General features: G+C 69.8%; 6 protein-coding genes. 5 read left to right on the top strand and 1 reads right to left on the bottom strand.

Going from position 1 to position 13,807, the window contains the following annotated elements:
* Positions 1-17: 17 nt before the first annotated feature.
* On the top strand, positions 18-2,189 hold the full coding sequence (locus tag CP977_RS30100; protein WP_152371142.1) for a UvrD-helicase domain-containing protein: 2,172 nt from the start codon (positions 18-20) through the stop codon (positions 2,187-2,189).
* A gap of 79 nt (positions 2,190-2,268) precedes the next feature.
* Here CP977_RS30100 and CP977_RS30095 read toward each other — a convergent pair whose 3' ends face one another.
* Positions 2,269-8,301 carry an AAA domain-containing protein gene (locus CP977_RS30095; protein WP_152371141.1) on the bottom strand — a complete coding sequence of 2,011 codons (6,033 nt, stop codon included), beginning with the start codon at positions 8,299-8,301 and terminating at the stop codon, positions 2,269-2,271.
* A gap of 590 nt (positions 8,302-8,891) precedes the next feature.
* On the opposite strand from CP977_RS30095, the gene CP977_RS30090 reads away from it, so the two are divergent.
* From CP977_RS30090 to CP977_RS30075, 4 genes are all read left to right on the top strand, one after another.
* Positions 8,892-9,596: a hypothetical protein gene (locus CP977_RS30090; protein ID WP_152371140.1), complete on the top strand. Its 705-nt coding sequence runs from the start codon at positions 8,892-8,894 to the stop codon at positions 9,594-9,596.
* Positions 9,597-9,720: 124 nt separating this feature from the next.
* Positions 9,721-12,267, top strand: a complete 2,547-nt coding sequence (locus CP977_RS30085) for a GmrSD restriction endonuclease domain-containing protein (RefSeq protein WP_152371139.1) — start codon at positions 9,721-9,723, stop codon at positions 12,265-12,267.
* A 116-nt stretch (positions 12,268-12,383) separates the two neighbouring features.
* The gene (locus CP977_RS30080) at positions 12,384-12,911 is read left to right on the top strand and encodes a hypothetical protein (protein WP_229991453.1); all 528 of its coding nucleotides are present in this window, start codon (positions 12,384-12,386) and stop codon (positions 12,909-12,911) included.
* 13 nt (positions 12,912-12,924) lie between these two features.
* Entirely contained in the window at positions 12,925-13,764 is an 840-nt protein-coding gene (locus tag CP977_RS30075) for a BRCT domain-containing protein (RefSeq protein WP_229991454.1), read from the top strand.
* Positions 13,765-13,807 lie beyond the last annotated feature (43 nt).

The following is a 13,807-nucleotide window of genomic DNA, read 5'->3' as shown; positions in this document are numbered from 1 at the left end:
GCGACCCGAGGACTCCCATGCCCCGTCTCGCCCTCTCCGACGACTTCGTCGCGGATCTGATCTCCCTGCAGAGACCTGTCCAGAAGGAAGTCAACGACACGATCCAGATGTTCCGGAGCCTGACCGTGCCTCAGCTCCATGCCAGCAAGGGAATACATCTGGAGAAGCTCGAGCGGGCGCGTGACCCCCGAATCCGTACGATCCGGGTCACCAAGTTCTACCGGGGCGTTCTCCTCGCCCCGGACGACGGCAGCGAGTTGTTCACCCTCCTCAGAGTGGCACCCCATGACGAGGCGATCAACTGGGCCTGTAAGCGCGCCTATTCGGTCAACGGCGCCACCGGAGGCCTGGAAGTTCGCAATGTCGAGGCACTCGAGCAGATGGAGAGCTACTTCGAGACGAAGGCGGTCCGGACCCCGGCACGGCTCTTCGCGCACCACTCCGACACCGTGCTTCGGGACCTCGGCATCGACGAGCAGGTCATGCGACTGGCGCGCGTGTGCGTCACCGCCGACGATCTGACGGTCATGGCGCCCCCCATGATGCCTGCCGACCAGTACGAGGTGCTGGAGTACCTGGCGGCCGACTACTCGCCCCAGGACGTCTGGGAACAGCTGATCGCCCCGCGCGGACAGACGGTGCGCACGGCGGACGACCGGCCGGCCGTCACGCTCAGCGAGGCGATCCTCAACACGCCCAACAGCATCGTGGAGGTCACCGGCCCCGGCGAGCTGGAGCGGATCCTCACCGAGGACTTCGTTCGCTGGCGTGTCTTCCTGCATCCCGCCCAGCGCCGACACGCCTACCATCCGGGCTTCAACGGACCGGCTCAGGTGACGGGCGGCCCCGGCACCGGCAAGACGGTCGTCGCCCTGCACCGGGTGCGGCACCTGCTGCGTACCGGACGCGAGGGCGACCGGGTCCTGCTCACCACCTTCACCAACGCCATGGCGGGCGCCCTGCGGGACAGCCTGGCCCTTCTGCTCGGTGATGCCGACGCGCAGCTGCTCGACCGTGTCGACGTCACGACGGTGGACTCACTGGCCGCCCGGGTCGTACGGGAAACCAGGGGCAGCTCGCCGAAACCGCTGTCGTCGGCGGCGGAGAAGAGCGCGTGGACACGTGCCGCCGCGCGCGAGGACCTTCCCTGGTCGGAGCGCTTCCTGTCCCAGGAGTTCCGCAACGTCGTGCTGGCTCAGGGGCTGCGGACGCCCGAGGAGTACCTGAGGTGTGTGCGCAGGGGGCGCGGCACCCAGGTGGGACGGGTGCAACGGGCTCGACTGTGGCGGGTCATGGAGCGGTTCACGGAGGATCTGGCATCGCGTGACTCCGCGACGTACACCATGGTGTGCGATCAGGCCGCCCGGCTCCTGGCCGAGCAGGGACCGCGCTACCGTCACGTCGTGGTGGACGAGGCACAGGACCTCCATCCGGCCCAGTGGCGGGTGCTACGAGCCTGCGTGGCCGAGCAGGCCGACGACCTGTTCCTCGTCGGCGATCCCCATCAGCGCATCTACGACTCCCGGGTCTCGCTGCGGTCCTTGGGTGTCAACGTGCGCGGACGAACGTCCCGGCTGCGCCTCAACTACCGGAGCACGGAGGAGATTCTGCGCTGGTCCGCGTCCCTCCTGGACGGTCAGCCGGTGGGCCGGCTCGGTGAGGACGACGAGGACGGCGGCGGCCGGGACTCACTACGGGGCTACCGCTCCGAACTGCACGGCCGCGACCCGGTGGCGCGTGGCCACGGAAATCAGGACGACGAACTGCGCGCGCTGGTGGAGCAGATTCGCACATGGGTCGACCAGGACGGTGTGAAGCCGTCCGAGGTGGCGGTGTGCGCCCGGTTCAACACACTGGTCGACGCGGTCATCGCCCGTCTGCGCCGGGAGGGCGTCCCCGCCGTCGCGGTGAAGGACGATCCGGGACCGTCGGTGTCGGGCGTGCGTGTGGCGACGATGCACGCCATGAAGGGGTTGGAGTTCCGCTGTGTGGCCGTCGTCGGCGTGACGTCCAACGTACTGCCGTTCGCTCCGCAGGTGACGCCGGCAGACGAGGACGCCGTACAGCACCGTTCGGATCTCCTGGCCGAGCACTGCCTGCTCTTCGTGGCCTGCACGCGGGCACGTGACGCGCTGGCGATCTCCTGGAGCGGCGAGCGGAGCCGCATGCTGGATCCGGTCACCGACTGATTCGCACCGGGCCCTGTCCCGCGGACCGAATGGCGGGTCCGCGGGACAGGGCCGTCCGCTCGGGGTGCCGTTGCCGCGGTCAGACGCGGATCTCCCGCACGACGACCGTGCGCGTCCTGCCCTGGGACGCGTCGTACGAGATCTCGCGCCCCGCCGGCTGCCAGGACAGCGCGTGGCCGAGCGGGGAGGACGGAGAAACGATGTCCGCCTCCTCGGTGGGCAGTTCGGCGATCGTGTACAGAGTGTCCTCGTCCACCTGGCCGTCGAACTCCAGACGGAGCAGCGCGCCCGGGATCACGATCTCGGGGACGGCCCCTTCCCTCCCGACGCCGACAGCGTCGAGGAAGGTCCGCAGGAAGGCGAGGCGCTTGGCGCGTCGGTCGCGCTGTTCGACCTGGGTCTTCCTGAGGAAGACCAGCTGGGCCGCGTCCGGTCCCGCGGGGGTCTCGTAGGGAGCGTCGACCGCCGCCTGCAGTTGCTGCACTTCACGCACCAGCCGTTGGAAGGCCGCGGCGGGAATCTCCCGGACCGGCAGGGGACCCTGACCGGCCGGGGCGGACATCACCGGCCTGGCAGGGCCCGCCTGCTGTACGACAGGCGCCACTTCGGCCTTTCGCGCGGTAGTGGGTTGCCCTCTCTCCGGCGTCACGACACGCGGTTGCGCCGGAGCAGGCGTCGTTCCTCGGGCCTGACCGCCAAGAGGCTCGCGCGGGTCCGTGGCCCTGGGCGCGGGCACCGTTCCCAGGGCGGCGGCGGGGGCCGGCGCCCGTGTCGTGTCCCGACTCCCGGCCTCATGGCTCGACGGGTCCTGCAGTTCAGACGGCACACCGTCACCGACCACGGAAGCACCACCGGCCTCGGCCCGGGCGACCGCGCCGGCCCGGGTCACACGCCCCTCCTTTGCCGCCTCACCGCCGGCCGCCGCGGCACCGGCCGTCTCCGGCCCTCCGAACGCCGCGTCGGCGGCGGCACCGGGATCTTCCGGCTCCCGCCCGACCGGTTCGATGCCCAACCGTTCCAGCTCGGTCCACAGAGGGGCCAGCGCCTGCTCGCGGTCGAGGTGGAAGCGGCTGCCCCGGATCCGGACGAACGTCCAGTCGACACGTTCCAGATCGCGCTGTCTGGCGGCCGCGGTGGAGGCGTCCTCGCCCTCGGCGAAGGCGTCCCCGTCGCAGGCGACCGCAAGGCGACGCGTTCCGCCCTCGACGACCAGGTCGATCGTATGGCGACCCACCTTGTATCCCGGGCGGACCCGGTGCCCCCGTGCCTTCAATTCCAGGTACACCTGCTGCTGGAACAGGCTGTCGAACGCTTCGTGCCGGACATCGGGAAGGACCTCCCCCTCGACCGCGACGATGTCCTCCTCCGCGGGGCGGGTGAGGTGATCGAGCCACCGTCGGCGCAGATCGTTCTCGTGGAACTGTTCGGCCCGCGCGCTGTGGAACACCCATACCTGGTCCTGTGCCCGCGAGGCCGCCACGTTGATGCGCTGCTCGTAGGTCTTGCCGTTGAAGCCGCCCGGGACCGCTCCGCCGGCCGTGGTGGCCGAGTTGACGAACGAGACGAACATGACGTGTCGCTCGTCGCCCTGGAAGTCCTCGGCATCCCCGACCCGGATGCGCCGTGCCTCGCGCTGTTCGTAGTCGAGGCGCTCGGCAAGCAGGTTCTCCAGCTCCGTCAGATGCCCCTTGCTCGCACGGAGGCTGACGACGCCCATGGTCTTCCCGTCGTAGGCGGGGTCCTCACAGCAGCGCACGATCGCGTCGACAAGGGCCTCGGCCTCGGCGACGTTGGTCAGCCGGGCGTTGGTACCGACGGCTTCGCCGGTCTCGACGTGCACCGTGCGGACCGGGGGCAGCCGGTCGGCGCCGTACTGCCGCAGGGGCAGCAGGCGACGGTCGTAGCAGAGGTCGTTGGAGAAGGAGATGATCTCCGGCATGCACCGGAAGTGCTCCTTGAGCATGAGCGTGCCGCGGCCCGCCGAGAGCGCTTCCGTGAGGTCGAAGAAGCTGGAGTCGGGTCCGAACAGACTGCGGACGTCCGGTTCCAGCGTGGTGAGCAGGCGATCCCTGAGGTGGAAGTACTCGTCCTGCTTGAGGCCGACATTGGACGGACTGACCTGCTTGCTGTCGCCGACGACGACCATGCGATCGGCGAGCCAGCTCAGCAGCATGGCCTCAAGGCCGGACTGGCTGGCCTCGTCGACGATGACGACGTCGAACAGGCCCGGCCTGTCCATGGGTACGGTCTCGGCGACCTGGTGCAGAGGCATGATCCAGGCCGGCACCGCCGCCTGTGCTTTGCGCAGGGCGGCCTGCGCGTCGCGCCGATAGCGGTGCTGGTACTTGCCCTTGATGCGGCGTGCGGCCTGCTGGTAGGCGCTGAGCGCCCGGGACTGGTCACCGGTGAGCAGCCCGAGGCAGCGGTGCCAGGCGCGGGCGGCGGCGAGCCGTGCGAGCATGATGCGGGCCTCGTCGTCGGCCTCCGTCAGCCGTCGGCGCAGAGCTCGCTCGGCCTCGGGGTCGGTCAGCCGCTCCATGCGGTCGCGCCACGCGGACCAGGCCCAGGCCTGGGCGAGCGACGGCAGTCTGCTGTCCCACTCGCTGTCCGCGTGTGTGCTCGAGATACGGTCCGCGAGGATCGGAAACGCCTCGCGGACACGTGTGAGGGCCACGTCCTGCTCGGCCCGCAGCCGGACGGCCTCGCGCACCTCGGCCAGCTCGTCGCTGAAAGCACGATAGCCATCGGGGTCACGGTCGCGGACGGTGCCGAGAGCGCGCACCACGGCGGGCGACACACCGGAGCGGTCGCCCCAGGCGCGCAGCAGTTCCTCGGCGTCCGCGATGACCTTGCGTGATTGCTCGGCGGCGCACAGCGTGGACGACGCGCGCAGCAGGACGCGTACGGCGTTCTCGACCGACGGGTCGTGCCAGGTGGCGACCGCGAGCACCGGGGAGGTGGCCGCGGCGGTCAGCACGTCGGTGCGGGCGGCGACGACCGCGAGCAGCGCGTCCAGCGCCTCCGCGTCCTGCCGCAGTCTCGCGAGGCGCGGCCCGAGTCCCTGCCACGCGGCGACGGGCGTTCCCCACTCGGACTCCACCTGGGCCAGACGCAGTTCCAGTCGGACACGGGCGAGGACGACGGCCGATGTCGGGACGTCCTCCGGCGCCCGGCCGTCGACCCGCACGTTCTCCACGAACGCGCCGACCGTCTTCGCCAGCTTGGATCGCATGCCGAGGGGACCGCGCAGCTTCTGTCCCTGGCCGAGGCCGTCGTGCAGTGCGGTGACCTGGGCGAGTGCCGTGGCCGGGTCGTACTGTTCCAGACCGCTGACCATGGCCGTACTCAGGACGGCGAGCGAGCCGTCGACGGCGGTCAAGGTCTCGCTGACGGCGTCCCGCCGACTGCGTGCCTGCCAGTCCTGCCCCTCGGTCACTTCCCTGAGGAGGACCGTGGCCCAATCACCGGCCGCGGCCGCGAGGGCGGCGGCTCGGGCGCGGGCGGTGGAGAAGGCGTCGAGCGCCGAGGACAACCGCTGTCGTTCCCCCTCACCGAGGCTTCTCACGGCCGTGTCGTACTCCGCGCACAGCGGGTCCTGACGCGCGGCCGCGTGTGCTTCCTCGGCCGACCGTACGATGCGTACGGCCTCCTCGAAGTCGCCGGGACCCGGCAGGTCGGAGGGGCCGGGCACCTCTGCCGCCAAGGCCTGGTGATGCGGGGTGTACGCACGGGTGGTGTGCAGCAGGCGCAGGGCCTCGTCAGCGCTCAGGGCGGGCTGTTCCTGCGGGACCGGGCCCAGCCAGTCGTACCGTCCCGCCTCCGCGGTGAGGCGCTCGGCGATCTCCTGCAGGCTACCGCTGTAGTCACCGATCTCCGCCTCGAAGCGGTGGGTCTCCTGCTCCCGCAGCACGGCGAGGTCGCGCAGCATGGCCTGCTGAGCGGTGCGGGCCTGGGCGAGCCGCGTCTGAAGGGCACGGATCTGCTTGCCCGAGGCCTTCTCGTCGTAACCCGCGTACTCCCCGAGGATCCGCTGCACGGACGCCTCCAGCTCCCGCTGGGCGGCCGTACCGTCCTCGGTGCGGCTCACGCACAGGTCTCGGACGGATTCGGGCAGCTTGTCACGCAGCACACGCAGGGCGCGTGAGGTGTGGCTGGTGATGAGAACCCGCTTGCCCTGGGCGAGCAGGTCGGTGACCAGGTTGGCGATGGTGTGCGTCTTGCCGGTGCCGGGCGGTCCCTGAACGACGACGAGCCGATTGGCGCGCAGGCGCTCGGCGATGGTGCGCTGCTCCTCGTTGGCGGGCAGCGCGAAGTACATCTCGTCGCCACCCTGCGCCGTCTCGTCGCCTTCCGCCGCCGCGAGATCCGCCGCGGTCAGCACGCCGTCCCGGCCCGCGATGTAACCGAGCAGCGCGGTGGGCGGCGTGCCGGAGTCGATCTGCCGGGCGATGGCCTTGAGCGCGTCCATGGTGGAGCGGCGGCTGCGCTCACGCAGGACGAGGGCGGGAGTGAGCCCCACCTGCGGGACGTCGAGGCTGCGCGGCTTGGCGCGCTCGACGGTCGGGGCGTAGCTTCCGGCACTGTGGGCGGCGTTGGTCCAGCTGCGCAGGGCGGTGTGTACGGCATCGAGGTGTTCGGGGTCGGTCACGTCCGAGGCGCCTTCGAGCACTTCGACGATCGACTCGCGCACGGTGCCCGGCACGTGCTGGGCCCCTTCGAGCATGCCTTCTTCGAGTTCCAGGCCCGGGCCGGTGGGGTCGGGTGCGGCGGTGAGCGTACCGGTGGACGGGTCGAGCCGGATGGTGGCGCGGTGGGTGATGAGATGCCGTTCCACCCGCTGTCCGGTAGTCGTCTGCCAGGTGAGCCGGCCCAGCCCGAGTACGAGTTCGTACGCCTCACCGAGGCCTGCGGCGTCCTCGTGCATCTTGTGCAGTCGGTCGTACAGCTTGACCAGGGGGTCGATCTCGCGGCGCCGTTCCGCCCAGGTGAGCCATTCCTGCTCCCAGGCGGCGTACAGCTTCTCGATCTTCTCCCGCCGAGGGTGTTCGTCCAGCTCGTGGTAGGTCTTGCCGAGCGGGATGCCCTGGGACCAGTCGGGGAACTCGGGTTCGATCCGCCGACGCAGGTGGGGGGCTCGAGGCTCCTTGAAGTCACGGATCCGCGTCTCGTCCACCCAGGGCGCGAGCAGGGCGTCGGGATGCGGCGCGTCCTCGCGTTCGGGGCGGGCGACGGTCAGCCAGGCCGGGTCGTCGCCCGCGAGAGCTCCGTCGATCATCACCTCGACGCCGTCGTTGTCCGGCAACTCGTCGAACCACACGGTGCCGGCCGCCCCGTCGAGCGTGCGGACGGGGCGGGTCTTCGACTCCTCGGCCTCGGCGAGGAACCGGAAGATCTGCCGGACGCGAGCGGCGTCCAGACCGCCGGCGGAGGCCTCCGCGTCCAGCGATCGGGCGACCGGGCGGCCAGGAGCGGCCGACCGGGCCGGAGCCGCGTCGGGCGCGGTCGGGGCGGTCGTCCGTCGCCGGCCCGTGGCCGAGACGGCGTGGACGGTCCCGGCCAGGGGCTCCGTGGTGTCGTCCAGGTCCGCGAACAGTGACTCCTGCCGCTCACCGAACAGTACGGACTGGTCGAACGCCATCGGTTCAGGGCGTTCGGCGACCATCGCCGCAACGGCCGACGCCGTGCCGAACGTGACGCTCTCCCGGCCGCGGCCCGGAAAGCGGACCTCGATGTCCAGGTCATCGGCGGTACCGGCCGGGATGCTGTAGGCCCATGTGACGGAGACCCTACGCCCCGCGCGCAGGGTGCCCTCGAGTTCGCCGTCGAGCACGTCACCGCTGCGGTCCCGCACCTGGCGGCCCGTCTTGCCGTACGGCCCTCCCCGCACCAGAAGGGTGATGCCGTCGACGTCGAGCGGCCCTCCGGTACCGTTGCTCAGGTGCAGGGTGCAGCGCACCAGGTCGTCACCTTCCCGGTGCCCCTGCCCGCCCTCGGCGTCCGCCGGCACGTAGGGCACGACGTCGTCCACCCGTACGTACAAGCCGTCGTCGTACTGGTAGACAGAACCGACCGGTCGCAGGCCTTCGCCCGGCCCGCGCTCATCCTGATTCACTCGCCCACCCCACCACTGCTTCCGAGGGCCATCCGGTGGCCCCTCCGGCCATCCCGCCCTGACCACCACGAGCCCGGCGGCATGGCGCCCCCACGCCAAGAGCTCGACTGTGAACTGAGCACACAGCGCGAGCGTATCAGCAACCGAGGCTGCCACCCCGCCATGGCGACATCCGCACGGGCGGCCACCGAAGAGGGGCCACCCGGGCCTCCGGTCGACTGTCGACGACTTCAAGCCAGGCGCCCCCCACCACCTCACACCTAGGTGTTGACTTAGTTCACGAGACACACCAAGCTGGTGCCCGACGTCACACGGGGAAAGGCAGCAGCTCCGCACACAGACAAGTGAGCGGCTCGTCGCCCCAGTTGACGGAAGCGCAGCTCACCCACGACGTCAACGAGCCCGGCCCGGCGCCTACCGGCCCTCACGGGAAAACGGAATCGTCACCGGTGCGCCCTGAAACCGGGCGGCCGCGTCCGGCGTTGCACGACACCATGCGCGGTCGGCCCCGGAACCGGTCGAGCCCACTTCGGGCTCGGCCGTATACCGACGCCTCCGATGCGCTCGCGATCCGAGAGGACCAGAACCCCATGAGCAAGGCCGACGACGCCAAAAGCCTGATCCAACAGGCCTTCGAGAAGGCGTTGGTCGCCCAGCAACCGCTGGCGAGGAAAAACGTCGAGCGTCTGCGCCGAGTCCACCCCGACGACACTCCACAGGAGCTGATCCGTCGGCTGAATCGCTACTACCTCACCGGTATCACCACGTCCGGAGGAGCGTCCGGCGCGGCAGGGATCGTGCCCGGTGCCGGGATCCCGACGGCTCTGGCCGACATCATGCTCTTCACCGAGGCGTCAGTGCTCTACACGCTGTCGCTGGCCGAGGTTCACGGCACGCACCCCGAGGACCTCGAGCGACGCAAGCTCCTGGTCCTGACCGTCCTCCTCGGCGACGGAGCGATAAGGGCTCTGGACAAGGCCGTCGGGCGCACCGGCCCGTATTGGGCACGGCGCATCGTCAGCGCGATCCCCATGAGCGCGATCAACCGGGCCAACAAGGTGCTGGGCCCGCGGTTCATCACCAAGTACGGGACGCAGCAGGGGGTCCTGGTGCTGAGCAAGCAGGTGCCGCTCGGCATCGGTGCCGCGCTCGGTGCGGGCGGCAACCACGTCCTCGGACGCCTGACGATCAAGTCTGCACGAGTCATCTTCGGTGAGCCCCCGACGAGCTGGGACGGCGATGCCCCCCGGGGCCATGCGTCCTTTGACACCGACACAGAGGACTCGACTCCGTAACATCGTGTTCCGGAGTGTTCCGGATGGACGGATCAAGGCGATTCCCGGCGTGCCGCGAGACAGCGGGACGTGGACGGGCTCGACTCACGCCCCCTGTCAGGGGTATCGCGTGGAAAGGATGCGCATGCGCGCCCAGGAAATCAGCTTCCTGAAGCTCGTCCAAGGGGACAAGCAGTTCCAGGTGCCGCTCTATCAGCGCACGTACAGCTGGGGCAGGGAACAGCTGGAACGGCTGTGGGAGGACATCGGGGAACTCGTCGACCAGCACCTGGCCGGTGAGCCGACCGCGCCGCACTTCCTCGGCTCCGTGGTGCTCGCACCCGGTCAGATCCAGGCGGGCGGGGTGCAGAGGTGGCTGGTGGTGGACGGACAGCAGCGGCTGACCACGCTGATGCTGGCGTTCACCGCGCTGCGTGATCACCTGAAGGAGACGGGCGATGCGCGCGGGGTGGACCGGGTGCACCGCCAGATGCTGGTCAACGAGTTCCACGAGGGCGCGGACCACTACCGGCTGCTGCCCACCCAGGCGGACCGGGACGCGTACACCGCCTGTGTCCGGTCCCGGGCGGACGCCGGCGGAGGCGACAACATCGGGGCCGCCTACCGGTTCTTCCGCGGTGCGCTGACCGAAGGCCATGAGGCGGGTGGCGAGCAGTGGGCCGCCACGGTCGAGACGGCGCTCAAGGACCTGCTCTCCATCGTGGAGATCACCGCCGAGCCGGGCGACAACGTGTACCGGATCTTCGAGTCGATCAACAACACGGGCGTCGGCCTCAGTCAGAGCGACCTGCTGCGCAACTACGTCTTCATGCTGCTGCCCAAGCGGGGCGAACGGATCTACCAGGAGCTGTGGCTGCCCATGCAGCAGAGCCTCGGTCCGAAGCACCTCGAAACCCTGGTCTGGCTCGACCTGGTGGTACGCGGCCACTACAAGACCAAGCAGAGTGAGATCTACCGCGAGCAGCAGAAACGACTCCATCCGCTGGCCGGTGACGAGGACGCGTTGCAGCACGAGATCGAGCAACTCTCCGAACGCGCCGGGCGGTTCCTGCGGATCGTCGAACCCACGCGTGAGCGGTCCCCCGTCCTTCGGGCGGTCCTCGAGCGGCTGGCCGCCTGGGGTGGTCAGACGCACTACCCGCTCACCCTGCACCTGCTGGACCTCCTCGACGCCGGCCGGACGACCCCGGACGACGTGGCGCAGGCCCTGGTCTACGTCGAGTCCTATCTGGTGCGACGGCTGATCTGTCAGACACCGACGAGCGGCCTCAACCGCATCTTCATGGAAGCGCCGAAGGAGCTCGAGACCGACCGACTGGCTCCCGAGGCGGTGAGGCGGTTCCTGTCCGGCCGACGGCGGCGCTGGCCGAGCGACGAGGAACTGCGCGGGGCGGTCCGTACCAAGCCGTTCTACTGGGCCGGGCGCCCTCCCCAGCGCGGCTACGTCCTGCGCCGCCTGGAGGAGAGCTACGCCGCCTCCGAGCCCGTGGACTTCGCCAAGGCCTCCCTCAGCGTGGAGCACGTCCTGCCCCAGCGTCCCGCGCCGGCGTGGTTCGACCTGCTCGCCGAGGAGACGGAGCCGAACCAGACCCCGCAGGAGCTGCACGACCTGCTGGTGCACACGCTCGGCAACCTGACGCTGACCGGCGACAACGCCAAGCTCTCCAACCACCCCTTCGAGCGCAAGCAGCAGATCCTGGACTCCAGCGCGCTGCGCATGAACCTCGAGATCTCCTCGGCACAGCGCTGGGGCAAGACGCAGATCCTGGAACGCGCCGACCGTCTCGCCGATCGCGCCGTGGAACTGTGGCCCGGTCCGATCGGAGGCGTCAGGCCGACCGGCGAGGAATCGCCGGCCTGGATCGAGTTGCGGGCCGCCCTGGTGGCGATGCCGAGCGGCACCTGGACGACGTACGGCGACGTCGCGGAGCTGATCGGCAGCCACCCGAAGCCCGTCGGAGCCTATCTCGGCGCCAACACGAACCTTCTCGGTGCCTACCGGGTGCTCACCGTGGAGGGGCGGGTCTCCCCTTCGTTCCGCTGGACGGACGACAGTGATCGTCTGCCGCCGCAGGAGCTGCTGGCGAGTGAGGGGGTACGCTTCGACTCCCTCGGGCGGGCCCACTCCTCCCAACGCCTGTCCGCCGCCGAGCTTGCCACCCTCCTCGGCAGGGACGTGGCGCAGCCCGCCGTCCACGATCCGCTCCCCGAGGGGGAGGACGCGGCGGCGGCCGAGCGGTTCCATACGCAGTTGCGGGAGAACTGGCCCGCCGCATACGCCGGAGTCGTGGCGACCCTCGACTTCTGGCGCCGCCAGGGCGGCCACGTGACGTACGGCCGGTACGAGGAAACGAGTTGCTTCCCCATGCTGGACCTCGGAGCCAGCCGCCGAGCACATCTGATGTGGCCGATCGCCGTCTATCCCGTCAGCGGAACGGTCGAGGTGGTCTTCCAGCACCTGAAGACCCGCCGCCCCTTCGACGACACGGAGCAGCGCCGGGAACTCCTGCACCGCCTGAACAAGATCGCGGGCATCGAGCTGCCCGCGGCGAAGCTGGAGCTGCGCCCGTCCTTCCCGGTCGGTGTCTTCGCGGAGCACGGTGACGAGATCCGTGAAGTACTGGATTGGTTCGTCGGGGTGGCGGCGTTGGATCTGGCACGGAGGAACTGAATGCGTATCGGAATCTTTCGGAGGAAACATCACTCATGCGGTTATTGAACGACCTCACGCTGACCCGGAACACCAGAAGGGTCCCGCCGAGGAACGGAACGACTTGCTCCGGAGAAATGTCCCGGACGAGCGCCGTCGAGTGGGGGCTGCGTCTCCCGGGTCAGCCCTCCCTGGCGGTGCACGACAACCACTGGGCGAACGGCGAACGCGATCTGGTGCTCCACAAGCCCACGGTCGTCCCCGAGATGCCGGCGGCCCTCTCCAATCTGCACAACCGGCTGCGCACCGGGATAAGCCTCTCCACCAGGCCTGGGGAACTGCGCGTCATGGTGTTCCCCACGTACGTCGACGCGCAGGAGAGGCCACGGATCAAGAAGTCCCTCACCACATGGGACCTCGCGAACGTCATGGGGCTGCCCCGTCTCGAAGAGCTGACCGCTCGGGAGGGGGTCAGGCTGGAGGCCGCGTTCGACCGACCGGATCTGCCTCCTGTGGATCTGGACGACCCGCAGCACGAGAAGCCCCTCCAGCACGCCTTGTTCTTTCCCGCCGCGGACGACGAGACACCGGTGGTCGCCTTCGTCCGCTTCCGGGTCGTGCCCGTTCTGCGGCACATCGGCTGGCTGTCGCCGGACGACGAGTGAGGAGGTGGTCCCCGTGCCGGACCGGCCATGCCGAGGAACCGTTCACGGACTCAACGGGAGGACGATCTGCTTCACGGGTCGTGTTCTCGTCGACGGCGAGTGGAGGGTCAGAACGCACTGCGCAGAGAGAGCCGGGCAGCAAGGCGCGACTTCCAAGAGCGACTTCTCCCGGAAGGTCACCCTCGTCGTCTACGGCGATCTGGCCAGCAAGGTCGTGATCGACGACAACCGCGCCTACAGCAGCACCCTTGTGGACGCCGAGGCGGAACGCAGCCGGGGACGGCACGTCTGCGTCGTGGATGGAGACGGCTTCTCGAAGCTGCTGCGAGGGCGTCCCGCACCGTGCCTGGAGCTGAGAAAGGCGCGCAAGGGACGTGTTCGTCCCGTTCCGGCCGCCACGGCCGAAGCGCGCATTCTCGGCGGTCCCCTCCGTGTGCGGAGGACCGGCCGACGTGCCTCCGGTGATCTCACGCTGGACCTCAGCCGCCTCGACGAGGCGACCGCGGCGCACGAGGCAACGGTCGGAGCCCTCGTCGCACACCTGTACCGCCAGGGCATCGAGGCGTGTACGTACGCTTCCGGTGCTCCGGAATTCGACGCCGGGTGGTCACGTGGTGAAGACGTCTTCGTCGCCGAGGTCAAAAGCCTCACCGGGGCGCGCGAGGACCAGCAGATCCGCTTGGGTGTCGGCCAGGTCCTCGACTACGCCCAGCAGCTCCGGAGCGCGTTTCCGCGCACCGACGTACATCCGGTCCTGGTGCTGGAGAAACGCCCGTCCGCGGCCCGCTGGACCGCGCTTGCCGACAGCATCGGCCTACGTCTCGTCTGGGCCCCCGACTTCTCCGGGATCTGACCAGCTTCCCGGCCGCCGCGGCATCGACTGCGCGGCACCGTGT

The organism is Streptomyces cinereoruber, from assembly GCF_009299385.1.
Taxonomy (GTDB): domain Bacteria; phylum Actinomycetota; class Actinomycetes; order Streptomycetales; family Streptomycetaceae; genus Streptomyces; species Streptomyces bikiniensis.
This window is presented reverse-complemented; position numbering and strand designations above follow the sequence as displayed.

Bases quoted from the DNA above. Each gene is read 5' to 3' on its own strand.
- CP977_RS30090 (WP_152371140.1), top strand. From the start codon at position 8,892: ATGAGCAAGGCCGACGACGCCAAAAGCCTGATCCAACAGGCCTTCGAG.
- CP977_RS30085 (WP_152371139.1), top strand. From the start codon at position 9,721: ATGCGCGCCCAGGAAATCAGCTTCCTGAAGCTCGTCCAAGGGGACAAG.
- CP977_RS30100 (WP_152371142.1), top strand. From the start codon at position 18: ATGCCCCGTCTCGCCCTCTCCGACGACTTCGTCGCGGATCTGATCTCC.
- CP977_RS30080 (WP_229991453.1), top strand. From the start codon at position 12,384: ATGTCCCGGACGAGCGCCGTCGAGTGGGGGCTGCGTCTCCCGGGTCAG.